The sequence below is a fragment of the Pseudofrankia saprophytica genome, assembly GCF_000235425.2.
In the GTDB taxonomy this organism is placed as follows: Bacteria; Actinomycetota; Actinomycetes; order Frankiales; family Frankiaceae; genus Pseudofrankia; species Pseudofrankia saprophytica.
Genome location: NZ_KI912266.1, coordinates 3,481,318 through 3,505,153 on the forward strand (window position 1 = coordinate 3,481,318; position 23,836 = coordinate 3,505,153).

The window sequence follows — 23,836 nt, forward strand, 5'->3', positions numbered from 1 at the left end:
CCCGTCCGCGACTCGCCGGCCCTGTCGCGAGCGCCATCAGGTCCCCACCACTGCCCAGAAGGGCACGTCCGCCACCGACCCCGCCGACCCCCGGATCAGGGGCTCCCAGCCGGTCATCGGCCGGACGGAACTCGGCGAGCAACCATCCAAAGACGGCCTCGCCTAACGCGGCGGACCGGTCGAAGGAAACTCACTGCGGCCGGACGGAATACTCGTCGCCGCAGCTCTGACGGCACGCCGAGATCGACTCAGCGTTCGGCGGGAGTATCCCGTGACCGGTGTTTCCGGCAGTTTTGATCAGTAGGTCTCGGCGGACGGCCAGCGGTCACGGAAAGTGATCGCCATGGCGTCGATCACGGGCTTCCAGCGGACTGCCCACCGGGCGCGGCCGGTCCCGGTCGGGTCCAGGCTGCGGGTGACAAGGTACAGGCATTTCAGCGCGGCCTGGTCTGACGGGAAATGCCCGCGGGCGCGGACCGCGCGGCGGTAGCGGGCGTTCAGCGACTCGATGGCGTTTGTGGAGCACAGGACCCGCCGTATCTCGGCGTCGTAGTCGAGGAACGGTATGAACTCCTCCCAGGCGTTCCGCCACAGCCGGATCACCGCGCGGTACTGCTTTCCCCAGGTTTCCTCGAACTCGTCGAGCGCGACGGCCGCGGCTTGCGGGGTCGGAGCGGTGTAGATAGGCCGCAGGTCGCGTTTGATGGCGTCGTGGTCGCGCCTGGAGGTCAGGCGGAAGGTGTTGCGGATCAGATGAATGATGCAGGTTTGGACGGTGGTGGCGGGCCAGACGTTCTCGACGACCTCGGGCAGCCCTTTCAGCCCGTCGCAGACGAGGAAGAACACGTCGCCGACGCCCCGGTTGCGCAGGTCGGTGAGCACGGACATCCAAAACTTGGCGCCCTCGCCCCCGGTCCCGGCCCACAGGCCCAGGACGTCCTTGTGGCCGTCGATGGTGACCCCGATCGCGGCGTAGACGGGCCGGTTGCCGACCTGCCCGTCCCGGATCTTCACGACGACAGCGTCGATGAAGATCGCCACGTAGACGCGATCGAGTGGACGAGAGGCCCATTCATTCATCTCGGCGAGCACCGTGTCGGTGATCCGTGAGATGGTCTCCCTCGACACCGACGCCCCGTAGATCTCCTCGAAATGCGCCGAGATCTCCCCTGTCGTCAGCCCCTTCGCATACAGCGACAGCACGATCTCGTCGACACCCGAGAGACGCCGCTGCCGCTTCTTCACGATCTGCGGCTCGAACGTCCCTTCCCGGTCCCGCGGAACGGCGATCTCCACCTCGCCAGCCGCCTCGGAAACCACTGTCTTCGACCGGCTGCCGTTCCGCACGTTCGTCGATTCCCGCTCGACCGGGGCGCGGTTCTTCTCATGGCCGAGGTGCTCGGTCATCTCCTCGGCCAACGCCGTTTCCAACACACTCTTGGTAAACAGCTTCAACAGACCGTCCGGCCCGGTCAGCGCCAGCCCCCGCGCCTTCGCGTCCGCGATCATCGCCGCGGCGGCCGCCTGCTCCGGCGACAGCTGCCGCCCCACATCCCGATCTTTCCTGCGAGGGGTCATATCACCCGATGTCATCACTCACAGTGCCCATCCCGCCGGACCCGAGGCCCGGCGTGTCGGGCCGGAAACACCGATCTTGAAGCACTCCCCGTTCGGCGGGCTGTCTCTGCCGGACTCGGTGCAGGCGGCGAAGCCTTCGTGCTCGGATCGCCGGTATGCGTTGATCCGCCGGGGTGTCATCGCGGCGTTGGCATCCGGAGTCGTCCTGTGCGCTCGGGCCGATGCGTCCCGCACGGCTCAACGTGGGCGCTCGCCTTCGCGCGGTGACAGAGGCGGTGGCCGGCCCGGCCTTGTCTCTACGCTGCTCGGTTGCCGCCCGCCCCAGCGGATGACGCGGACACCCACGATGCGAGAGGCACCGCCGTGACCCTTGAACCCTTCCAGATCAAGATCGGCCAGGATCGGCTGGATCTGCTCGGCGAGCGGCTGCGTTCGGCGGTGTGGGCGGACGAAGCGGCGGGAGGCGAGGGGTGGGGCTACGGGGTGCCTGGCGGGTATCTGCGGGACCTGGTCAGGTACTGGCGGGACGAGTACGACTGGCAAGATCATGAGGCGGCGATGAACCGGTGGCCTCATGTGCGCGGTGAGATCGACGGGGTGACCGTCCACGCCCTTTACGAGCGTGGCTCGGGGCCGGCGCCGCTGCCGCTTGTGCTCTCGCACGGTTGGCCGTGGACGTTCTGGGACTTCGCGAAGGTGATCGAGCCACTCGCGCACCCGGAGCGGTTCGGCGGTGACCCGGACGACGCGTTCGACGTCGTGGTGCCCTCGCTGCCCGGTTCGGTGTTCTCCGCACCGTCGCCGTCCGGCGTTGGCTGGCGGCGGACCGCGGGTTTATGGGTGAACCTCATGGCCGAGCTGGGCTATGAGCGGTTCGGCGCGCACGGTGGCGATTCGGGTGCGTTCGTCACGGCGCAGCTGGCGCATGAGTTCGCCGACCGGCTGATCGGGGCGCACCTGACGTACCCCGCGTTGCTCGGCGCCGACACGGCCAGTCTGCGCAGGGAGGACTTCGCGCCTGACGAGGTTGGCTACTTCGATGCCCGCCGTAGTCCGCAGGCGAACCTCACCCACTTTCTGACCCACACCCTGGAACCGCAGACTCTCGCCTGGGCGATGCAGGACTCCCCCGTGGGTCTGGCGGCGTGGATGGTGCAGCGGCGGCAGGCGTGGAGCGACTGCGACGGCGAGGTGGAACGCCGGTTCAGCCGCGACGAGCTCATCACGAGCTTCGCGCTGTACTGGCTGACCGGCACCGTCGGCGGCTCGCTGCGGTTCTACGCGGACTCTTTCCGGCTGCCGTGGACCGCCTCCCACGACCGTCAACCGGCCCTGGAGGCACCGACCGGAATCGCGGTGTTCCCGCGCGAGCTGACGCATGTGCCCCGGGCCTTGGCTGAGCAGCACGCGAACCTGGTGCATTGGACGCGGATGCCCGGCGGCGGTCACTTCGCCCCGGCCGAAGAACCGGGCCTCCTCGTCGACGATCTGCGTGCGTTCTTCCGGCCGCTACGCGAGCTTGACCGCGCCCGGTAGCTGTCCGATGCCGGCGAAGACGGCGTCGACGAGCTCGTCGGCGGCGCCCGCGGTGAGCGGCCGTCGGTTCAGAACGCGGTAGATCATGCCGCCGACGAGGGCCTGAGCTACGACCGCTGGCGAGCTACCGGCCTGGATCTGGCCGGCCCGTTCGGCCGCGCGCATCCGGGCCGCGAGGGCCTCTTCGAGGGAGCCGATGAAGCGTTCGTGGAACCGCGCGGCGACGTCCTCGCTGTCGGCCGTCGCGGCCACGGACGCGCGGAACAGCGACGCGGTGTGCGGCTCGCTGTTGTGCTCGGCGAAGGCGCGCAACCAGTCCCGGAGGTCACGGTACGCGTCACCGGTGTCGGGGACCGCGATGCTGTCGGCCAGGAAGTAGCCCTCCAGGGCGCACTCGGCGACCAGGGCGCTCTTCGACGGGTACCAGCGGTAGACGGTCTGCTTGCCGACGCCGGCCGCGGCCGCGACGCGGTCGATCGACAGCTTGTCGTAGCCGCACTCGCTCAGCTGGTCGCGGGTGGCTTCGAGGACGGCGTGCCGCGCTGTCTCGCTGCGCACTCGACCGCGGCGAGACCCAGGCATGGTGACGAGCGTAGCGGCTTGGGGTACTGTGGCCGTTCAACGAGACAAAAAGTCTCGCAAATCAGGGACGCGCCCCGGCAGGTAGCGAGCACGAACTGGTCGTCATCAGAGCGGAGGTGGGGCAGCCCGCCCGCCGGATGGGTCCCAGCCGACGGCCGAACTCGCCGACGTCGGCGAGCAGGCGGCTTGGCGATCTAAGCCGCAGCCCGCACGCCCAGATCCATCGACCCACCCATCGACCCGAAGGAGCTGTCATGACGGTGGACATGTCGTCGGGACTGCCGGATGAGCGGGACTTCATCGTGGCCGAGTGCCCCGACGTGCCCATGTGGTCGGAGAACCTGCTGTTCGCGGTGTACGACCCGACCTCCGGAGTCACGCTCTGGCTGCATCTCGGCACGGTCCCCGGAAAGTGGACGATGTGGGAGGACCGGGTGCTCGCGCTCCTGCCGGGCCATGACGGCGCCCTGTCGCTGCGCGGCTACCACCACACGGCTCCGGAACGGCGACCGGCCGGCCCCGGGCTGGAGTTCCGGCAACGCGAGCCGTGGCGGCGCTGGCAGGTGACCTTCGACGGCGCCGGTCTGCACACCCCTGAGGCGGAGATGCTCGCCGGCGTGGCCCGCGACGGCTGGACGAAGCCCCTCGCGGTCGACCTTGAGGTCGAGTGCGTGACCCCCGCCTGGGACGCTCGCACGGCCAGCCTGCTCGCCTCGGGCGGCGGCAGCATGGACGGTCACGACTGGGCGAGCGAACACTACGAGCAGCTCGTGCGCGCCACCGGCACCGTCACCCTCGCCGAAGGCACCATCCCGTTCTCCGGCTACGGCTGGCGCGACCATTCCCGCGGCCCGCGCAGCCACGCGACCCTCACCGGCTGGGGCGGGCATGTGATCCTCGGCTGCGTCTACCCGGACAGCGGCCGTGCCTGGGGCTTCTCCCGTTATTTCAAGCAGGACGGGCTGATCACGCTTGAGGGCGGCTACGTGTTCGTGGACGGGAAGTTCGAACACGCACGCGTCGTCACCGCACCCCGCCTCCTCGAACTACGCCATGAAGGCGAGACTCTCCCCGTCGCCCTCGAATGGTCCGGCGGCCTGATCGAGGTCCAGCTGGAATGCGACCGCTCGCTGTGGACCTCGATGAGCCGCAGCCTCGCGGTCGGCAAGGACCTCGACGGCGACAGCATCATGTACGTCCTGAGCCACGGCCACGCCGACTGGGACGGCGAGACCGGCTACTTCTACAGCGAACGCTCTGACCGCCTCAACAACCTCGCACCCGAACCACACCACGGCACCGCCGCCGCGGCGACCACAGGGGCGAGCGCGTGACCGGCTCGGACGGCTCCGACTTAGTCGGATCGGGATGGCACCTGAAGGAACAGACCCAGACGCTCGACCGCATCCGCAGCGGCCTGCAGGGCTGGCTACGGGACCGCCTCGACGACCCGGCAGCCGAGATCGGCGCTCTGAGCACCCCGGGCGGCACCGGCATCGCGAACGAGACCGTGATGTTCCCGCTGCGCCGCACCACCGGGGCCGCCGCTGGCAGGACCGAGAGCTATGTCGCGCGGCTCGCGCCGGCCGACCCGCTCTACCTGGACTACGACCTGCACCGGCACTACCGGATGTACGAGGCCATGATGGCCTTCCCCTCGATCCCCACGCCCGACGTGCTCGGCTACGGACCTGACGCCACCATCGTCGGCGCACCCTTCTTCGTGATGGAGAAGATCGACGGGGTCGTCCCTTCCGACACTCCCTCCTGGGAGAACGAGGGATTCGTCGTCGACGCCGAACCCGCCCAGCGGCGCGTCCTGTGGGAACGCACCGTGCGGATGATGGCCGAGGTCCACCGCCTCGACCGCGAGCCGTTCCTGTTCCTGCGGACCGGCCGCACCGACAGCGGCGCTGGGGACTGCCTCGACTACTGGATCCGGTCCCTGCAATGGGCCGGCCTGGACGAACCACTGCCCCTCACCCAGGAATGCGAGCAATGGCTGCTCGCCCACCAACCGAACACCACCGCATTGTCGTGGGGCGACAGCCGACTCCCGAATGTCATCTACCGCGATTTCACGCCGGTGGGACTGCTCGACTGGGACCTCGTCTCACTCGCCGGCCCCCAGACCGATCTCGCCTGGTGGATCATCATGCAACGGTGGGAACGCCACCAGCTCGCCGGCATCGGGACCAACGACGAGCTGGTCGATCTGTGGGAAGAGGCCAGCGGTCAACGCGCCACCGACCTGCACTGGTACCTCGTCTTCGGCGCCTACCGACTCGCCGCCATCTTCGCGAAGCTCTACACGATGAGCGTCAAGCAGGGGCATCTGAGCGCCGAGGACGCCCGCGTCCGCCTCGTGCGGGGCTACCACATCGAGCTGATATCCGGGCTGCTGGACCTGACGCCTCCGCCCGGTGTCGTCCCGCTCGTCCCCGATCTGCGACGTCGCTGATCGACGTCCAAAAGGACAGCTGTCCGGCTTGAAGGTGCGGTCCATCGCACGACACCAGATTTCTTCGACATAAGGCCCAGCGGCGCCGCCTTTCCCGGCCGGCGCCCCTGGTCCGCTGAGGCGGGAGACAACGCACTGTGACCAAGACCCTCGGGCTCATCGGCAGCGGAATGATCGGCGGCACGCTCGCGCGCCTCGCTGTCGCCGCCGGCCTGGACGTCGTCCTGAGTAACTCGCGCGGCCCAGAGACCCTCGCCGCGCTCGTCACCGAGCTGGGCGGGCGGGCGCACGCCGCAACGCCGATCGAAGCCGCGCAGGCCGGTGACCTGGTCGTGGCGACGATCCCGCTCGGCGGCTACCTGGTCCTTCCCGCGTCGGCCCTGGCAGGCAAAACCGTGGTCGACACGATGAACTACTACCCGGAGCGCGACGGCACCCTCGCCGAACTGGAAGCAGGCACGCTGACCTCCAGCACCCTCGTGCAGCGCCACCTGCCCGATGCCCGGGTGGTCAAGGCGTTCAACAACATCGACTTCCACCACCTGTTCACCCTCGCCCGGCCCGCGAGCGCTCCCGACCGCAGCGCCCTACCGATCGCCGGCGACGACCCCGCCGCCAAAGCGGACGTCACCGCACTGTTGGACTCCCTCGGCTACGACGCGGTCGATATCGGCACCCTCGCCGATAGCTGGCGCAGCCAGCCCGGCACCCCGATCTACGTCGACCCCTACCTGCCACCCCGGCCCGAAGGCATGAACCAGGAAGAAAGCGGTCGCTGGTTCTTCGAGACGCCGGGCATTCCGGTGCCCGCGGCCCGCGTGAAAGAACTGGCCGACGCCGCCGTCCGCTAGACGACTCACGATCCATCGAACAAAGGGAGCACTTGTGGGACGCGCGATTGTTTTCAACGGTGATGGGACCTGGGAGGAGCGGGAGTTGCCGGTTCCCGATCCCCAGCCGGGCGGCGCCGTGCTCCGGGTCGAGGCAACAGGGCTGTGTCACGGCGACGTCGACCAGTTCCACGGTGTCGGCCGCACGCCCCGGGGCGGAGCTTTCCCCGTGATCCCGGGACACGAGATCGTCGGGCGCATCGAGAAGATCGACCGGCGGACGGCCGAGGACTGGGGAGTCACCGAAGGCGACCGGGTCGCGGTCCGGACCATCATCATCAAACCGGATGGTGGCACCCGCGCCTACGGGATCGACTTCTCGGTGAACGAGGGCTCCGGCCTGTACGGCGGCTACGCCGAATACCTGGAACTCCTGCCCGGCTCGGCGGTCTACCGGCTGCGCGAGGACCTCCCCGCGGCCGAACTCACGATCTTCGAGGCGTTGTCCTCGACCGTGACCTGGGTCCGCCCCGTCAAAGAAGGCCACACCGTCGTCGTTGAGGGGCCCGGCCACATGGGCCTGGCCACCGTGGTCGCGGCCCGCGCCGCCGGCGCGGGCACCATCGTCGTCACCGGGCTGACCCAGGACCAGTCCCGGCTCGACTGCGCGCTGCGGGTGGGCGCCGATCACGTCATCGACGTCCAGAAACAGAACGCGACCGAACGCCTCGCCGACCTGACCGGCGGCCGGATGGCCGACGTCGTGATCGACGCGTCGTCGGGATCCTCGCAGACAGTCAACGTGGCGATGGATCTCGTCGGTCGAGGCGGCACGATCGTCGTCGCCGGCTTCAAAGACAACCCGGTGAACGGACTGGACAGCAACCAGTTCGTCTTCCGGCAGATCACCATGCAAGGCGGCGCCGGGCTCGACGCCGCCCACGCAGTCCAGCTCATCAACGACGGCAAGGTACCGACCGCCGAACTCGCCGGCGAGACCTTCCCCCTCGATCGCTTCGAAGACGCCTTCGCTCTCCTGGACCGCCGTGTCGCCGGCCGCGACGCGGTGCGCGTCTCGCTGCAACTCTCCTGAACGCCCACCGAGCGAATCCGAACGATCTTCCGCTACAGGCCGCCGGCAACGGCGCGAGGAGGAATAGATGGACCTGCAGGCGCTGTCCGACAAGATCGAAATCCACGAGCTGCTCGCCCGCTACGCACGGAGCTGTGACTTGAGGGACTGGGAGCTGTTCAGGACGTTGTTCACCGAAGACGCGTTCCTCGACTACCGGTCAGTGACCTCAGCCGTCGGTTCCCGCGACGAGGTCGCGGCGTGGCTGGAGGCGAACCTCAGCAAGACGCCGATGACGCAGCACTTCATCAGCAACGTCGAAATCGACCTCGACGGCGACAGGGCGAAGGTGCTCGCCATGTTCTACAACCCGATGCAGCTGCCAGGGATGCCCGAGATGAGCTACTGCGGCGGCTACTACCACCACGACATGGTCCGCACCCTACAGGGATGGAAAAGCGAACGGCTCGTCGAGGAGAACAAATGGTTCGTCAATCACCCAGCCGCCCCTGACGCCTGACGTAACTGAGCGAGGTCAAAGCGATGAGCTAACCGCCTGCATGCCGGTGACTTCGAATCGGTCTGGGCGCAGCCCAGTGGCGGCCGGACAATCGGCCGCCGGCGAGTGGGCTGGAGGACAGTGTGCCCTTGCTCTGGCGCTGCGTCGACGGGCTCACGCGCGGGCGGTTCTGGCTGCGGTCAGGGCCGTGGCAGTAGCCGGATCGTCACTTCGGCGGCCTTGTCCCCGGTGACCGATCCGACGATCGCCGGGCCGTATCGGTCGTATTTGGCGTGGTAGGCCGCGTCAATGGCGGCCTGGGTGTCGGAGTCCGTTCCCGCGTCGGCGAACGAGACGTCGCGTTCTAGATCGCCGGCGCGGATGCGGCCCGCGCCACTGGCTTTCGCCCTGCGGTACCACGGGTTGTCCGCACCGTAGGCCGAACGGACGTACACCTCGTCACCGGCCCGGACGACCCACATGGTCACGTATCGGCGCAGCGTGCTGTCGGCGCGCAGGGACGCGAGGCGCAGTTCCTCGGCCCGGCCGATGCGGTCGAGGTCCTCGGTGGTCCAGGTGCTCATCGTGCCTCCTTGGGCAAGGCCAGGTCGGTCTGTCACGCGTCGGTCAGCCTTCGCTGGCTGGCTCGACCGCCGGGCTCGGGTTTAGCGGTTGATGAGCTTCTGCATCGCTTCGGGGTAGCGGTCGCCGGTGAGCTGGAACGCGTCGGCGGCCTGCTGGATCTCGGCGAGGTCTTCGTCGGTGAGCGCGACGGTGGCGCCGCCGACGTTCTCCTCCAGCCGTTCGATGCGGCGGGTGCCGGGAATCGGCACCGCCCAGGGGTTGCCGGCGAGAATCCATGCGATCGCGACCTGTCCCGGGGTCGCGCCGTGGCGCCTCGCGATGCGCTGCAGCAGGTGGACCAGGCCCTGGCTGGCTTCGATCGTGTCCTGGGTGAATCGGGGGAAGATCGTCCGGAAGTCGTCCGCGCTGGAGATGTCGGCGACCGAGGTGATGTTTCCGGTGAGGAAGCCCTTGCCGAGTGGGCTGTAGGGGACGAACCCGATGCCGAGCTCCGTCAGGGTCGGCAGGATCTCGGCTTCCGGCTCGCGCCACCACAGCGAGTACTCGCTTTGCAGGGCGGTGACCGGCTGCACTGTGTGGGCGCGGCGGATGACCTCGACCCCGGCCTCGGACAGGCCGAAGTGGCCGACCTTGCCCGCCTCGATCAGCTCCTTCACGGTTCCCGCGACGTCTTCGATCGGCACATCCGGGTCGACGCGGTGCTGGTAGAGCAGGTCGATGTGGTCGGTGCGCAGCCGGGCCAGGGAGGCGTCGACAACTTCGCGGATGTGCTCGGGCCGGCTGTTGAGGCCCGCCTGGCGGCCGTCTTCGAGGTTGAACCCGAACTTCGTGGCGATCTTCACCTGGTTGCGCACCGGCTGCAGTGCCTCGCCGAGGAACGCCTCGTTGGTACGCCCGCCGTACACCTCGGCAGTGTCGAAGAACGTCACGCCCAACTCGATCGCGCGGCGGATCAGGGGTAGGGCCTCGTCGCGTGAGCGCAGGCTCATGCAGCCCAAGCCGACTGCCGAGACTTCCAGGCCGCTGGTCCCCAGGAATCGCTTCTTCATCTCTCTTCGCTCCTCTTCGGTCCGGTCTGGCTTCTCAGCTCTTCTGACGCCGTCCACGCATCGTGCGCGTCGGGGTTTGCCTCCGACGCGGCAACCGGGGCGCGGATCGCTCGCGTTACTCGCCGGGCGCGTGGTCGGTGGAAACCGCGAGATCACGCTGGCGTTCGAAGCCGTCCATGCGAGCGCGCAGGGTCCCCAGGGTCGTGTCGAGCGCCTGGGACCCCAGGACGAGGCGCAGGGGCGCGGGTTCGACCTCGACGCTGTCGATGATGCGGGCGGCCATCCGCGCCGGGTCACCGGCCGCGGGCGCGCTCGCCGGGTCGAGCATCGCGAGGAAGCCATGCGCCGGGGTGGCGTCGTAGACGTCCAGAAGGTCGGCGACCTGGGCGCTTCCGTACCGGAACTCGGTGCGCGCGCCGCCGGGCTCGACGATCGTCACACCGATCCCGAAGCCGGCTACTTCCTGGGCGACGGACTCGGCGAAGCCTTCGATACCCCATTTGGTGGCGTGGTAGAGCGAGTTTCCGGGGAAGGCGACCTGCCCGCCGTAGGAGGAGATCTGGATGATCCGCCCGCCGCCCTGAGCGCGTAGGTGGGGCAGCGCGGAGCGGATGACCTGGATCGAGCCGGTGAGGTTGGTCGCGATGATGTGGTCGATCTGGGCATCGCTGAGTTCCTCGGCCGCGCCGAACAGCCCGTAGCCGGCGTTGGAAACGACGACGTCGAGCCGCCCCGCGATAGCGAACGCGCGGTTGACGACCGTGTGGATCGCCGGGGTGTCGGTGACATCGAGGACCTCGGCGTGGAAGGCGTCGCCGTGGGTGTCGGTCAGGTCCTTCACCTTGGCGGGGTCGCGGACGGTGCCGACGACGCGATCGCCGCGGGCGAGGAGCTGCTCGGTGAGCTCACGGCCGAAACCGCTGTTGACCCCGGTGATCAGCCACGTCCGTTCTGTCATCGCGTCCTCCGCGGTGGTCTGGGAAGGTGGCCAACGCCGCGTCGCGGCGGTGACCTCGTCCACGGCCCGCAGGCCGTTGAGGGTGGGGGGATCCTGGCTGCTCCGGGATCAGCCCTGCCCCTGACGCGGAGCCCGGAACTCGGGATCACGCTGCCCCTGTAGGGCTCCTACGCTAGGTGCGCTACCGGCAAGCAGGCAGGTTCTGTCATTACCTGTAAGGCCAGAACCTGCCACTCCGGCGCGCTTCGCCAGCGGCAGCGCGGCCGGGCCTGGACCGCTCAGAAGCGTTCAGCGGGTTCGCAGCGTGTTCGTCACCCATCGCTCGACGTCGCCGCCCGCGTTGTCGACCTTTTCGCCCTGCACGGCCAGGCCGGTGCCGAGGCGTGCGTGGGGAGCGGCGGCGGTGTACTCCTGCGCCGTGAGCCCCAGGCCGCTCATGGCGCAGGTGGTGAACGGGATGAGGGCTTTGGTCTGAAGGTCGAGGTTGGCGAGGAAGGTGAGCATGATGCGCGGTGGTCGTACGTTCCAGATCGGACTGCCCAGCAGGATCGTGTCGTAGCCGGTGACGTCGGGCAGTGGTCGGGCGATGGCGGGGCGCGCGTCGCTGCGCTGTTCCTGAACGTTGCGGGCGACGGTTTGGTCGTAGCTGTCCGAGTACGGGTCGGCCGCTTCGATCCGGTAGACGTCGCAGTCGATGTTCGCGGCGATCATGGTGGCGAGCTTCTCGGTGTTGCCGACGGTGAGGGTGCGCCTGCCGCCGTAGTAGTAGTTCTCCCCGGCTCTGGAGAAGTAGGCGAGAAGGACGCGCCCAGTCGCCTCCGACGGCGTGAGTGCTGGTCTCGCGGCCGAGGAGGTCGACGCCGAGGTGGAGGTCGTCGATTGTGGGTCGTCCCGCGAGCAGCTCGTGGGGCCGAGGCCGACCGTGGCGATGCCGCCTAGCGCGGCGGCTCGCAGGAGGTGCCGGCGGTGGAGCGTAGAGGTCACGCAGCCTCCTGAGCCGTGATCGGTAGTACTAGTCGTCGCGCGATCGCTTTGGGATCAGCCGAGGGACAGGCTGTAGCGGCCGGTGACGATGGAGGCGATCACGCCGCCGTCGATGAGCAGGTCGGTACCAGTGACGAACGCCCCGTCGCGTCCCATGAGGAAGGCGGCGGTGGCAGCGATCTCGTCGGGGGTGCCGACACGACCGGCGGACGAAGTTTTGATCATCTCTTGGTAGGCCGGGCCGGCGGGGGAGTTGAACTCATCGAGGGCGAGCGGGGTCATGATGATGCCAGGGCTCAGGGAGTTCAGCCGTGCCCCCCGGTCGCCCCAGACCACGCTGGCCGCCTGGACCCGCAGAACGTTGGCGCGCTTGGCGATGGCATAAGCCATGCCGGAGTTGGCAAGGACATCGGCGGCCAGGAACGGCAGCGCGGCGAGCTGCGAGGCGGGGGTCGCGGCCAGCGCCTGGTTCTGCTCGGCGGGTAGTGGCGGGATCATGTGGCCGGCCTGGCTGGCGATGACGATGCCGGAGCCGCCTTCGGCGATGACGCCGCCGAACTCCTCCAGTGCGTAGGCGACGCCGACGAGGTCCACCTGGATGATCGCCTCGGGTGTGGCCTGCGCGGGCGACAGCCCGGCGGTGTGGACGAGGTGAACGACCTCGCCCAGGTCGGTGGCGGCCGTGACCAGGGCTCGGACGGAGTCCTGCGAGGAGACGTCGACATGGGCGGTAGCCGTCGCATATCCGGCTGTGGTCAGGGCCGTCGAGGCCGCTTCGGCGGCGTCGAGACTCACGTCTGCGAACAGGACGGTCTTGCCGACGCCGATGCGGCGGGCGATGGCCTGGCCCATCGAGCCGGCGCCGATGACGACGACGACCTCGGTGGCCGTGGCCGTGGACATGCTCATGCAGTGCTCCTCGTCACGAGGGTGCGTCGGCGGTCGCCCGGGATGTCAGCGACTAGAAGTAGGTCGGCAGTCGCGGTGTGTAGGGGTCTTCGAGGGCGGCGATCTCGTCGTCGGTGAGCGTTACGTCCAGGGCGGCGACGGCGTCGCTGAGGTGATGGCTCTTGGTGGCGCCGACGATGGGCGCGGAGACCACCGGGTTCTTCAGGACCCAGGCCAGCGCGATCTGCGCCATCGAGATGCCGCGGGCCTCGGCGATCTGGGCTACGGCGTCGACGATGGCCTGGTCGCTGTCGAAGACCAGCGGGCGACCGAACATGTCCACGTCAGGGTTCGCCTTGGCACGCACGGTGTCCTTCTGCCCCCACGGGCGAGCGACCCGGCCACCCGCCAGCGGGCTCCACGGGATGGACCCCACACCCTGGTCGGCGAGGAGGCCGAACATCTCCCGCTCCTCTTCCCGTGCGAGGAGGCTGTACTGGTCCTGCATGCTGATGAACGGCGTCCACCCGTGGGTCCGCGCCGCGTGCTGCATCGTCGCGAACTGCCACGCCCACATCGACGACGCACCCAGGTAGCGGACCTTGCCGGCCCTGACGAGGTCGTGCAGGGCTTCCATCGTCTCCTCGACCGGAGTCTCAGGGTCGAAGCGGTGGATCTGGTAGAGGTCGACGTAGTCGGTGCCGAGACGCTTCAGGGAGGCGTCGATCTGCTCCATGACCGCCTTACGTGACAGTCCCGCCCCGCCGGGACCCTCATGCATCTTCGAGAACAGCTTGGTGGCCAGGACGACGTCGTCGCGGCGGGTGTACTTCGTGATCGCGCGGCCGACGATCTCCTCCGACGTTCCGTGCCCGTAGATATTGGCGGTGTCCCAGAAGGTGATCCCGGCGTCCACGGCCTGGCGGAAGATCGGCTCGGCGCCGGCGTCGTCGAGCGCCCAGGACATCCGCGAGGTGTCCCCGAAGCTCATACATCCCAGCGCGACCCGGCTGACCTTCAGCCCGGAGCTGCCCAGACGGGTGTACTGCATGGCGGCTTCCTCTCCTTGATGGTCTGCCCCAGCCTGTGATCGCGTCTGCGAGGCGATGGCTCGTCGTGGCGGCCGGCCCCGGCGAGCAGCCGTGGCGAGCGGGACAGTTACGAGGCTAGGTAGACCCGGGCAGGGGTGGGAGGTTCTGTCAGGGCCAGCCACCCTGCACGCCGGACGCCTACCGTCGAGGTATGGACAACCGCGAACAGGTGCGCAGTTTCCTGGCCAGCCGGCGGGCGCGGATCACCCCCGAGCAGGTCGGCCTGCCCACCTACGGTGGCCTGCGCCGGGTGCCGGGACTGCGCCGCGACGAGGTCGCCCAGCTGGCCGGTGTCTCGGTGGACTACTACACACGCCTCGAACGCGGCGACCTCACCGGTGCCTCCGACAGCGTCCTGTCCGCCCTCGCCCGCGCCCTACGCCTGGCCGACGACGAGCGCCAGCACCTGTTCGCCCTGGCCCGCGTCGCGAGAGCCGGCCGCGGAACCCCGAAGCGCCGGCCACGGCAGGTCAAGATACGCGAGAGCATCCGCGCCATCGTCGAGGGTCTCAGCGACCTGCCCGCGTGCGTGGTCAACGGCCGCATGGACCTGGTCATGACCAACCGGATGGGCCGCACCCTGTACGACCCCCTGTTCGACGACCCCACCCACCCGCCCAACCACGCCCGATTCGTCTTCCTCGACACCCGCGCCCACGACTTCTGGGTGGACTGGGAAGTACAGGCCACCGAAGTGGTCGGCGCTCTACGAGCCGCGGCAGGACGCGACCCCTACGACAAAGACCTCACCGACCTCATCGGCGAGCTCGTCACCCGCAACGACCGCTTCCGCACCTGGTGGGGCTCCCACGACGTGTTCAACCACCGCGGCGGAACGAAGAAGATCAACCACCCCGTCGTCGGGCGTCTCGACCTCACCTACGAGATCCTGACACTGCCCTCAGACCCCGACCTGTCCATCCTGACCTACTCCGCCCCGCCCCAGTCCCCGTCCCACGACGGACTGCAACTGCTCGCCGCGTGGACGGCGACCGGCGACGAGACCACACCGGGCGATCGCGCCATCGCTGCCGAGATGAAGGACTCTCCTCAGGGGTCGTAATGACAGCTGGCCACCTTCTGGTCAGCGCGCCATACCGAAAAGGTCACGGCCGCCGCGGCCCGCGCACCGCTGTCCGCTGCCGACGCCGAGCAGCTCGCCGGCATCCTCCGGCCGGCCGGTGGTCGCGTAGATCGAGACCGTGCCGATGACTGCGGCGCAACGAGAAGAGGCAATCTCCGCGCTGCGGGCAGGCAGGGAGCACCAGCAGAAAACCGGGCCAAGCGGGCTGATTCTGGACTTACGCTCGCCGATGTCGAACAGGTGCCGAAAGGGTCATGGTCGCTGCGGCCGAAAGTGGGTCCGACGGGTAGCTCTCCTTGACATCGCCAATCTTTTCGAGGGCTTTCGCCAGGAGACCGCCTGCCACCGGTGGAGGAAGGTTCCGATTCAGACTAGTGAGAGCCTGCGAGGCAGGCGCTCCGTCGTGCAGCCGGAGTTATCCAGCGAGAGCCCTATTAACATTCCCCGGCAGCATGAGTGATCCCGGTTCGCCACTGGGCTGCTTGTCGTGATGCTCACCGCTCCAGTAGGAGCGTCGCGCCCGACGTTCCTCCTACCAGTTCGACCTGCTGAAGGCTCCAGGCCTGTGGTGATCCAGACGAGCCTGCCGCCAGCGCTGGCGAGGGGCGGCGGATGCCAGAGGAAGCAGATCCCGCACCGACAGTCACCGACAGGCCGGCAGTCCCAGGAAGTCTGGCATTGTACGAACCGGTTGATCATGTGTTCTGACCTGCAACGATGACATCTCGCGCACCATTCCGACTCATAGGTCAAACCTATTTGACCAGGTCGGGGGCTTGTTGCGCTCCGTAGTGGGGCGGGCGGGGCTCGAATCCACGTCCGGACGAACGCAAGGCGGTAGCTCGCACCCGACGGAGCGAAGCGAGGCACTCGGAGTGCCTGTGCCTGGCCCCGGAGTGCCTGGGCCGGGCACACGACGTTGTGGGGCGCGCGGTCAGTGGCCCGCGCCGAGGTGGCTGCCGCCCGGGTAGCCGCCGCCGCCGAAGCGTTCGTCGAGGGCGTCGTAGTCGACCGCGCCGCCGGCCCGGGGGAGCGCGTCGACGAACTCGACCGTCTTGGGCTTCTTGTAGGTCGCGATCAGCGCGCGGCAGTGTTCGATCAGCTCGGCGGCGTCCGCGGCGGCGCCGTCGGCGAGCGCGATGACGGCCTTGACGTCCTGCAGCCAACGCTCGTTCGGGACGCCGATGACGGCCGCCTCCCGGACCGCCGGGTGGGCCTCGAGCGCGCGCTCCACCTCGGCGGGGAAGATGTTCTCCGCGCCTGACTTGATCATGCGGGTGAGCGTGCCGACGAACGTGATGCTGCCGTCCGCCTCGCGCCGCCCGGCGTCGCTGGTGTGCCACCAGCCGTGCGCCCAGCGGCGGGCGTTCACCTCGGGACGGTTCCAGTAGCCGAGGTTCACCAGGTCGCCGCGGGCGCAGATCTCGCCGACCTCCCCGACGGGCACCTCACGCCCGTCCGGGTCGAGGAGGCGCACCTGCAGCAGCGGGGAGGGCCGACCGGCGTTCGCCCCGCCGTTGCCATAGGAGCGCAGCAGGTTCATGCCGGCCAGCTCCGTCTGCCCGTAGCCCTGCCCCATGCCGCCGCCCATCCGGGCGAACCGGCTCTGGTCGGTCTCGACCACCCCGTTCCACAGCGGGGCCGCGAACGTCGCTCGCAGCGAGGACAGGTCCCGTGGCTCGGCCGCCTGCAGGGCGACGACCTCGGCGATCGTGGCGGGCATGAGGTAGGCATGGGTGCAGCGCTCCTCAGCGAGCAGGCGCAGCACCTCGGCGGCGGCGACGCGGGGCAGCACGACGTTCGTGCCGCCGAACAGGAACGTGGAGACGCCGAAGTACTGGAAGTTGCCGATGTGGAACATCGGGCCCGAGTTGAGGAAGACGGTCTCGGCGCCGATGTCGCCGGCCCAGGCCGTCGTCATCCCCATGCCGATCAGGTTGGTGTGCGACAGCATGGAGCCGCACTGGCGGCCGGAGATGGCGGCCGTGTAGATGACCAGCAGGGCGGCGTCGGGGGAGACCTTGGTCTCCGGGTCGGTGTCGGCTCCGCCGGTGAGGAACGCCTCGTAGGCGTCCGGCCCGTCGGCGTCGTGCTGGAGCCACAGCGCCTTGTGCCGGTCGCCGACCTGCGCGCGCGCCTCCCGGACCGTCGCGCCGATCTCCTCGTCCTGCCAGACCACGACCGTGGGGGAGAAGTCCTCGATCGCGAAGGCCATCTCGTCGACCGACCAGCGCCAGTAACCGGGGCACACCATCGCGCCGATCTTCGCCGCCGCCGCCAGCAGCTCGTACACGCGCGCGGAGTTCTGGCCGAGCCACAGGATCCGGTCGCCCTCCCCGGTGCCGGTCGCGCGCAGCGCGTCGGCCAGCCGGTTGACCCGGCTGTCGAGCTCCGGCCAGGTCAGCCGCGTCTCGCCGTCGACCAGGGCGACCTGGTCCGGGAAGGCGCGGGCGTGGTCGCGCAGGACGTCGCCGAAGGTCTGGCGGTACACAGGCATGTCGATCTTCTCCTGGAGAAGGAAGCCGGCGCTCGGGCGGACGGTGGCTCGGGAGGACGGTCGATGATCGTGGGTCGGCCGGGCCGGCTGGGTGGGCCGTGCACGAGTGTTCAGTCGTCGGTGCGCAGGACGAGCCCCTGAGCGTTGAAGAACAGGCCGCCGGGCGTCAGGAACGCCACCCGCGCGTCCGGCACCTGGCGCTCCCCGGCGATGCCGCGTAGCTGGGTGACGGCCTCGCGGACGTGGCCGGCGGCCTGCGATCCGCCCTCGGAGAGGCTGCCGCCGTGCGGGTTGATGGGCACCCTGCCGTCGATGAGGACCCGTCCGGTGTCGTCGGCGCGGTGGGCGCGCAGGAAGTCGCCGGCCTCGCCCGGCTTGCACCAGCCGTAGGTCTCCAGGCAGCGCAGCGTCAGGAACGAGAAGCCGTCGTAGGGGAGGAACAGGTCGGCGTCCTCGATCCACAGGTCGCTCTTGGCTCGCAGGTCACGGGCGACGACCGCCTGCCCGGTGACGGACAGGTCCTCGGCAAGGTGCTCCTCGGGATGGCGGGTCATGCCCATGCTCGCCGCGTGCACGAGCACGGGTGGCGTCACCAGGTCGCGGGCGCGCTCGGTGGTGGTGACGACGAAGGCGTCCGCGCCGTCGACCGGCACGTCCATGTCGAACAGGCACAGCGGTTCGCGGATCATCCGGCCGACGAGGTACTCGTCCATGGTCAGCGGTGCCCGCATGACCGCGTTCGGGTTGCGGGCGCCGTTCGCCCGCGCGTTGAGCGCGACCAGGCCGAGGTCCTCGCGGGTGCGGCCGAACTCGGCGAGGTAGCGGCCCGCCCAGGCCGCGTAGCCGATCGAGCCGAACATCCCGTAGGGCTCGCCGTCGGTGTGGCCCTCGCCGGTGGCGGCCCGGCCGTCCGGCAGGCCGAACGCGGCGCGGCGGCGGAACGGGTCGGCGCCCGCGCCGCGGGAGTTCCCGCTCACCCGGTACATCGAGTGGTAGACGAGGACGGTCTCGGCGGCGCCGGAGCAGACCGCGCCGATCGCCGCGAGCAGGTGGTTCATGATGGGCGGGCGCACCTGCGCCCAGTAGGTGACCTCGTCGAGGCCCAGGGCCGACACGACCGTCGACGGGTCGATCCCCCCGGTCAGCAGGCCGCCGCCGACGACTCCGTCGATGTCGGCGCCGGTCAGGCCCGCGTCGCGGACTGCCGCCGTGGCGGCCTCGAGCACCATCGAAAGCTCCGTCGTGGCGCCGCGGTCGCGGGCGTACGGCGACAGGCCGACCCCGGCGATGGCGACCTTGTCCTTGGCTCGGTTGCGCGCGCTCACTGGTGTACCTCCGTGCTCGGCGCCGCCGGCCGGAACGCGTACCAGGGCGCGCCAGTGCGGGTGATCCAGGTCAGCTCGACGGGCAGGCCGACGGCGAGCCGCTCGGGCGGGCAGTCGACGATCGTGGCGGCGAACCGCAGGCCCGGCTGCTCGGCAAGCTCGACGGCGGCCAGCGGCCACGGCCTCGTGTAGTCGACGTCCGGCGCCGGCGGCCCCTGGTGCAGCAGCGTGAGCGTGTGGACGGTCCCGCGCCCGGACACCGGCGCCGGGGTGACGTTCGTCGACCAGCAGGCCGGGCAGAGCGGGCGCTGCTGGGCCGCCCAGTTCCCGCAGTCCCCGCAGCGGGTCGCCAGCAGTTCATGACGCAGCAGACCGGCGTAGAACCGGGCATTGAGGCGGTCCAGCCGTACGTCCGGGTAGGCCAGCAGCACCTCCTCGTCGTCGACCGGCCCGGTGGCCGTGCCAGCGGTCATGCGGCGCCTCCCTGCTCTGTTGCGCTCCACGTCACATCCTATAATTATAGTGAGAAGTTAGCTATTTGAAGAGGTGGGGTGGCGAGCATGGGACGACTGGATGGCCAGGTCGCGCTGGTGACGGGCGCCGGCCAGGGCGTCGGACGGGGCATCGCGCATGCGCTCGCCCGGGAGGGCGCCCGCGTGGCCGTGTCCGGCCGGCGGGCCGAACCCCTCGACACCGTGGTGAAGGAACTGGTCGACCTGGGCGCCCGCGCCCGCGCGCTCGCGGTCACGGGTGACGTCGGCGTGCGGGCCGACGCCGACCGGATGGCCGCGGCGACGGTCGCCGAGTTCGGCGCGCTGGACATCCTGGTCAACAACGCGCAGTCCTCGGTCCAGGTCCGGCTCGAGCAGACCACGGACGCCGACGTCGAGCTCGCCTGGCGCAGCGGCGCTCTGGGCACGCTCTACTGCATGCAGGCCTGCCTGCCGCACCTGAAGGAACGCGGCGGCAGCATCGTGAACTTCGGCTCGTCCACGGGCGTCCGCGGCGACACCACCTTCGGCTCCTACGCGATGGCCAAGGAGGCCATCCGCGGCCTGTCCCGGGTCGCGGCCCGCGAGTGGGGCCGCTACGGCATCCGCGTGAACGTCATCTGCCCGACCGCGACGTCGCCCGCCGCCGAGGAGTATCGCGAGGCCAACCCCGAGCGCTTCGCGATGGTGATGCGGGAGATCCCGCTGGGCCGGTTCGGCGACCCCGAGACCGACATCGGCCGGGCGGTGGCCGCGCTCGTCAGCGACGACATGTCCTACCTGACGGGGGCGACCCTCATGCTCGGCGGCGGTCGCGAGGTCCAGTGACCCACCCGTCGGCGGCCGCGCGCGGTTCGGCCGCCGCCGCGCGGCCGGGCTCGGCGGCCGTCAGCTCGCCGTGTCGCCGGATGCCGCGTCGCCAGATGCCGCGCCGTCCGGCGACGCGAGAGTGAGGCGAGCCTCCAGTACGGCCACGCCGCCGCCCTCGGGGAACACCCGCAGCGGCCGGATCGCCAGGTCGGTGACCCGCGGCAGGTCCTCGACCAGCGCCGACACCCGCAGCAGCACGTCCTCCAGCGCGGCGACATCGCACCGCGGCGCTCCCCGCCAGCCGTCCAGCAGCGGGAAGGCACGTAGCGACCGTGTCATCTCCGGTGCGTCCCGGCTGGACAGCGGGGTGACGCGCAGCGCCACGTCGCCGACCAGATCCGCGTAGTCGCCGGCGAGCGCGAGGGTCACCACCGGGCCGAAGACCGGGTCGGTCGTCACGCCGACCGCGACGTCCACGGCGCCCGGCTCCTCGCCCGCGGCCGGTTGCCCGGCGGCCAATTGCCCGGCGGCGGGTTGTCCGGCGGCGGCGCGTCCGGAGACCGGGACTGGAATGCCGTAGCCGCGCAGCAGCGCCCGGACGGCGTCGGGACCGACAGGACCCGCCGGCTGGTCGTCGAGCAGCGCCCGGGCCGCCGCGCGGTCCGGATCGCGCGGAGTGATCACGACGCCGGCCGGGCTGCGCCGCCACGCGCCGTAGGCCGCGGCCGCGCCGAGCGCGGTGGCCGCCGCCTCGGGAAACACGTAGCTGGGGATCGCCCGTCCCTCGCGGCGCAGCAGCGAGGGCAGCCCCGACGCGGACAGGAAGCTCGTCACGACCGGCTTGTCGGGCGCCGCCGCGGCCGCCGAGGCGATGGCCGCGGCGACCTCGGTGACGTGCCGGACCAGCGGTGGGACGTACAGGACGATCGCCGCGTCCACCGCCGGGTCGGCGAGCGCCGCTGTGAGGCTCGTCTGGTAGTCGGCGGCCGTCGCGGTCGGGCCGAGGTCCGCCCCAGCGTGCTCGGCGACGACCAACCCGCTCGCCCGGCACGCGTCGGCGGTCAGGGCGCCAGGGCCACCCGCGTTCGTGACGATCGCGACCCGGTTGCCGCCGGGCACCGGCTGGTTCGCGAGCAGCAGCGCGACGTCGAACATCGCGCCCAGCGAACGGGTCCTGATGATTCCCGACTGCTGGAACAACGCGTCCAGCGCGGTGTCGGCGCCGGTGACCGGCCGGGCGTCCCGCGTCGCGCCGCTGGCCCGGCCCGACAGCGTCGGCACGCCAGCGTGCACCGCGACGATGGGCTTGCGGGCGGCGATCCGCCGGGCGACGCGGGCGAACTTGCGAGGGTTCCCGAACCGGTCGAGGTGCAGCAGGATCACCCCGGTCGCCGGGTCCTCCTCCCACCACTGCAACAGGTCGTTGGTGGAGACGTCCGCGGCGTTGCCGATCGACACGAAGCTGGCGAAGCCGAGGCCGAGCTGCTCGGCGTGCGTCAGCACCGCGAGCCCGAGCGGCCCGGACCGGCTCGACATCGACACCGCGCCGGGCGGCGGGAGACGCGGCGCGAACGTGGCGAACACGGTCCGGTCCTCGATCCGGCTCACCAGGCCCATGCAGTTCGGCCCGACCAGGCGCATCCCGGCTGCCCGGGCGGCCTGGACGAGGCGTCGCTCCCGGGCCAGGCCGGCGGGCCCCGTCTCGCCGAACCCCGTCGACACCACGACCACCGCGCCCGCGCCGACGGTCGAGGCCTCCCGCACGACCTCCTCCACGCCCTCGGCGGGCACGGCGACGATGACGAGGTCCACAGGCTCCGGCAGGTCGCGCAGGCTCGGGAACGCCGGGACGCCCGCGATCTGGTCGGCATGGGGATTGACGGGGTGGACGGGCCCGCCGAAGCCGTGGGCGACCAGGTTGCGCAGGATCTCGTGGCCGATCGTCTCCGGCCGTCGTCCGGCGCCGACGACGGCGATCGAGCGGGGTCGCAGGAGTGGCCGCAGCGACGAGCGGACCGCGACGTGCTCCCGCCGGTCGGAACGGGCCACGGTCTGGGCGCCCGGATCCGTCGCCATCGTCACGTGCACGACCGACCCGTCCCAGACCGTCTCGGTCCGGTACCCGGAGCCCGCGAAAGCACGCAGCATGCGAGTGTTGTCGGCGAGCACGTCCGCGGTCATGGTCGTGACGCCGCGGGCGCGGGCCGCCTGGGCGAGCCGTTCGAGCAGCAGCGCGCCGAGGCCGAGCCCCTGGAAGTCGTCCTCGATGGTGAACGTGGCCTCGCCCTGGTCGGGCTCCTCCGGCGCGCGCAGGCAACGGGCTCCGCCGATGAGCCGGGCGCCCAGGAAGGCGACGAGCGCGATGTGGTCGACCTGGTCGACGTCGGCCCAGGCGCGCAGGGTCCCGTCGCTGATCCGCACCACCGGGCCGAGCAGCCGGTAGGAGATCGTCCGGCGGGAGAGCCGGTTGCCGAACGCGGTCAGGGCTTCGGCGTCGTCCACGTGGATCGGCCGGACGAGCACCGACCGGCCGTCACGTAGCAGCCCCGGCCGCTCCCACGAGGAGGTCACCCTGTCCTGCCTCATCGCCGCCACCGATCCAGCCTAGCGGCGATGATCAGCAATCGCCGTCGACCGCGCCCAGCCCGCCAGTATCCCGCTCATACCGTCGTCCCGCGTCGTCGCCGGTCAGTCGATGAACGGCGACGGCGGACGCAGGTCGCCGAGGCGGCCCGTGGTGTAGGTGAGCCAGCGGTCGTAGTCGGTCGCCTTGTTCCGGAACGACGAGCCCACCTGTGGGTTCGGCAGGATCAGGAAGTTCTCGGCCGCGAGCCCCGCGACGGTGATCTCGGCGACCTCGGCCGGTGTCTGCACCAGGCCGATCCCCGGGAGGTCGGCGCCGCTGACGGTGCGCGTCTCGACCGCGGTCGGGCACAGGCACGACACCCGGATGCCCTTGTCCGAGTAGTTGATTGTCAGCCACTCAGCGAAGCCCAGCGCGGCGTGCTTGGTGACGGTGTAGGCCAGCTCCGAGGGTCCGGTGATCAGTGCCGCCGCAGAGAGCGTCTGCAGGAAGTAGCCGCCGCCGCGGCGCAGCATCCGGGGCACCAGGCACTGCGCGGCCCAGACGTGGGCGAGCACGTTGACCCGCCACGACCGGTCCCAGGTCGCCGCGCTGGTCTGCAGGTTGCCGCCCTCCGGCCCGCCGAACACCGCCGGGTTGCCGCAGAACAGGTCCGTCGGCCCGGCAGTCTGTTCGGCCCAGTCGATGAACGCCGTCAGTGCCGCCTGATCGCCGACGTCGCACGGACGCCCGGGGACGCCGAGCGTCTCGGACATCGCCGAGACGGCCTCGGTGTCCAGGTCGCTGACGACCACCGACCGGGCGCCGTGCGCCAGGAACGCCTCGACGAGGCCGCGGCCTATGCCGTGCGCCGCGCCCGTCACCACGATCCGGCTGCCTTCGATCTTCATGGCCGTCTCCGCATCGCCGTAGGGCCTGTCCGGACAATCCTC

The 23,836-nt window shown here is 70.2% G+C and carries 21 protein-coding genes; 8 read left to right on the forward strand and 13 right to left on the reverse strand.

The genetic code is table 11. The features are described 5' to 3' along the window. Positions 1-297: 297 nt before the first annotated feature. Positions 298-1,578 carry an IS256 family transposase gene (locus tag FRCN3DRAFT_RS0214590; protein WP_027140523.1) on the reverse strand — a complete coding sequence of 427 codons (1,281 nt, stop codon included), beginning with the start codon at positions 1,576-1,578 and terminating at the stop codon, positions 298-300. 363 nt (positions 1,579-1,941) lie between these two features. Between FRCN3DRAFT_RS0214590 and FRCN3DRAFT_RS0214595 the strand changes: the two genes are divergently transcribed. After that, positions 1,942-3,114 carry an epoxide hydrolase family protein gene (locus FRCN3DRAFT_RS0214595; protein ID WP_007507229.1) on the forward strand — a complete coding sequence of 391 codons (1,173 nt, stop codon included), beginning with the start codon at positions 1,942-1,944 and terminating at the stop codon, positions 3,112-3,114. Here the strand turns inward: FRCN3DRAFT_RS0214595 and FRCN3DRAFT_RS0214600 are convergent. Further along, complete coding sequence (locus FRCN3DRAFT_RS0214600; RefSeq protein ID WP_007507227.1) at positions 3,088-3,696, reverse strand: TetR/AcrR family transcriptional regulator; 609 nt, start codon at positions 3,694-3,696, stop codon at positions 3,088-3,090. The genes FRCN3DRAFT_RS0214595 and FRCN3DRAFT_RS0214600 overlap by 27 nt on opposite strands. A gap of 254 nt (positions 3,697-3,950) precedes the next feature. Between FRCN3DRAFT_RS0214600 and FRCN3DRAFT_RS0214605 the strand changes: the two genes are divergently transcribed. The 5 genes from FRCN3DRAFT_RS0214605 to FRCN3DRAFT_RS0214625 all read left to right on the forward strand — a co-directional run bounded on the left by FRCN3DRAFT_RS0214605 (position 3,951) and on the right by FRCN3DRAFT_RS0214625 (position 8,579). Next, the gene (locus FRCN3DRAFT_RS0214605; protein WP_007507225.1) at positions 3,951-5,030 is read left to right on the forward strand and encodes a hypothetical protein; all 1,080 of its coding nucleotides are present in this window, start codon (positions 3,951-3,953) and stop codon (positions 5,028-5,030) included. After that, on the forward strand, positions 5,027-6,157 hold the full coding sequence (locus tag FRCN3DRAFT_RS0214610) for a phosphotransferase family protein (protein ID WP_007507223.1): 1,131 nt from the start codon (positions 5,027-5,029) through the stop codon (positions 6,155-6,157). The genes FRCN3DRAFT_RS0214605 and FRCN3DRAFT_RS0214610 overlap by 4 nt, the downstream gene beginning before the upstream one ends. Positions 6,158-6,294: 137 nt before the next feature. Next, positions 6,295-7,008, forward strand: coding sequence for an NAD(P)-binding domain-containing protein (locus FRCN3DRAFT_RS0214615; RefSeq protein WP_007507221.1), 714 nt, complete (start codon positions 6,295-6,297; stop codon positions 7,006-7,008). A gap of 34 nt (positions 7,009-7,042) precedes the next feature. Next, the gene (locus FRCN3DRAFT_RS0214620) at positions 7,043-8,080 is read left to right on the forward strand and encodes a zinc-dependent alcohol dehydrogenase (protein ID WP_007507219.1); all 1,038 of its coding nucleotides are present in this window, start codon (positions 7,043-7,045) and stop codon (positions 8,078-8,080) included. A gap of 67 nt (positions 8,081-8,147) precedes the next feature. After that, complete coding sequence (locus FRCN3DRAFT_RS0214625; protein WP_007507217.1) at positions 8,148-8,579, forward strand: nuclear transport factor 2 family protein; 432 nt, start codon at positions 8,148-8,150, stop codon at positions 8,577-8,579. A 179-nt stretch (positions 8,580-8,758) separates the two neighbouring features. Here the strand turns inward: FRCN3DRAFT_RS0214625 and FRCN3DRAFT_RS0214630 are convergent, their stop codons facing one another. The 6 genes from FRCN3DRAFT_RS0214630 to FRCN3DRAFT_RS0214655 all read right to left on the reverse strand — a co-directional run bounded on the left by FRCN3DRAFT_RS0214630 (position 8,759) and on the right by FRCN3DRAFT_RS0214655 (position 14,073). After that, entirely contained in the window at positions 8,759-9,142 is a 384-nt protein-coding gene (locus FRCN3DRAFT_RS0214630; RefSeq protein WP_007507215.1) for a DUF2255 family protein, read from the reverse strand. An 81-nt stretch (positions 9,143-9,223) separates the two neighbouring features. Next, positions 9,224-10,192 carry an aldo/keto reductase gene (locus FRCN3DRAFT_RS0214635; protein ID WP_007507213.1) on the reverse strand — a complete coding sequence of 323 codons (969 nt, stop codon included), beginning with the start codon at positions 10,190-10,192 and terminating at the stop codon, positions 9,224-9,226. Between the two features lie 115 nt (positions 10,193-10,307). Beyond that, a complete protein-coding gene (locus FRCN3DRAFT_RS0214640; RefSeq protein ID WP_007507212.1) occupies positions 10,308-11,150 on the reverse strand; it encodes an SDR family oxidoreductase in 843 nt (280 codons plus the stop codon). Positions 11,151-11,438: 288 nt separating this feature from the next. After that, complete coding sequence (locus FRCN3DRAFT_RS0214645; RefSeq protein WP_007507210.1) at positions 11,439-12,134, reverse strand: flavodoxin; 696 nt, start codon at positions 12,132-12,134, stop codon at positions 11,439-11,441. A 54-nt stretch (positions 12,135-12,188) separates the two neighbouring features. Beyond that, positions 12,189-13,043, reverse strand: a complete 855-nt coding sequence (locus tag FRCN3DRAFT_RS0214650; protein WP_007507208.1) for an SDR family oxidoreductase — start codon at positions 13,041-13,043, stop codon at positions 12,189-12,191. Positions 13,044-13,095: 52 nt separating this feature from the next. After that, a complete protein-coding gene (locus FRCN3DRAFT_RS0214655; protein ID WP_007507206.1) occupies positions 13,096-14,073 on the reverse strand; it encodes an aldo/keto reductase in 978 nt (325 codons plus the stop codon). Positions 14,074-14,264: 191 nt separating this feature from the next. Here FRCN3DRAFT_RS0214655 and FRCN3DRAFT_RS0214660 point away from each other — a divergent pair, with 191 nt between their 5' ends. Continuing rightward, positions 14,265-15,176, forward strand: a complete 912-nt coding sequence (locus FRCN3DRAFT_RS0214660) for a helix-turn-helix transcriptional regulator (RefSeq protein ID WP_007507204.1) — start codon at positions 14,265-14,267, stop codon at positions 15,174-15,176. Between the two features lie 955 nt (positions 15,177-16,131). Here the strand turns inward: FRCN3DRAFT_RS0214660 and FRCN3DRAFT_RS0214665 are convergent. From FRCN3DRAFT_RS0214665 to FRCN3DRAFT_RS0214675, 3 genes are all read right to left on the reverse strand, one after another. Beyond that, the gene (locus tag FRCN3DRAFT_RS0214665) at positions 16,132-17,694 is read right to left on the reverse strand and encodes an AMP-binding protein (protein ID WP_007507203.1); all 1,563 of its coding nucleotides are present in this window, start codon (positions 17,692-17,694) and stop codon (positions 16,132-16,134) included. Positions 17,695-17,804: 110 nt separating this feature from the next. Then, entirely contained in the window at positions 17,805-19,019 is a 1,215-nt protein-coding gene (locus FRCN3DRAFT_RS0214670) for a thiolase family protein (RefSeq protein ID WP_007507201.1), read from the reverse strand. Further along, positions 19,016-19,492 carry a Zn-ribbon domain-containing OB-fold protein gene (locus FRCN3DRAFT_RS0214675; RefSeq protein WP_007507199.1) on the reverse strand — a complete coding sequence of 159 codons (477 nt, stop codon included), beginning with the start codon at positions 19,490-19,492 and terminating at the stop codon, positions 19,016-19,018. The genes FRCN3DRAFT_RS0214670 and FRCN3DRAFT_RS0214675 overlap by 4 nt, the downstream gene beginning before the upstream one ends. An 87-nt stretch (positions 19,493-19,579) precedes the next feature. Here FRCN3DRAFT_RS0214675 and FRCN3DRAFT_RS0214680 point away from each other — a divergent pair, with 87 nt between their 5' ends. Continuing rightward, positions 19,580-20,338: an SDR family NAD(P)-dependent oxidoreductase gene (locus FRCN3DRAFT_RS0214680; RefSeq protein WP_007507197.1), complete on the forward strand. Its 759-nt coding sequence runs from the start codon at positions 19,580-19,582 to the stop codon at positions 20,336-20,338. Positions 20,339-20,398: 60 nt separating this feature from the next. On the opposite strand, the gene FRCN3DRAFT_RS0214685 is transcribed toward FRCN3DRAFT_RS0214680, so the two are convergent. Continuing rightward, positions 20,399-22,906, reverse strand: a complete 2,508-nt coding sequence (locus tag FRCN3DRAFT_RS0214685; protein ID WP_007507195.1) for a bifunctional acetate--CoA ligase family protein/GNAT family N-acetyltransferase — start codon at positions 22,904-22,906, stop codon at positions 20,399-20,401. A 102-nt stretch (positions 22,907-23,008) separates the two neighbouring features. Next, a complete protein-coding gene (locus FRCN3DRAFT_RS44525; RefSeq protein WP_007507194.1) occupies positions 23,009-23,794 on the reverse strand; it encodes an SDR family NAD(P)-dependent oxidoreductase in 786 nt (261 codons plus the stop codon). Positions 23,795-23,836: the final 42 nt, after the last annotated feature.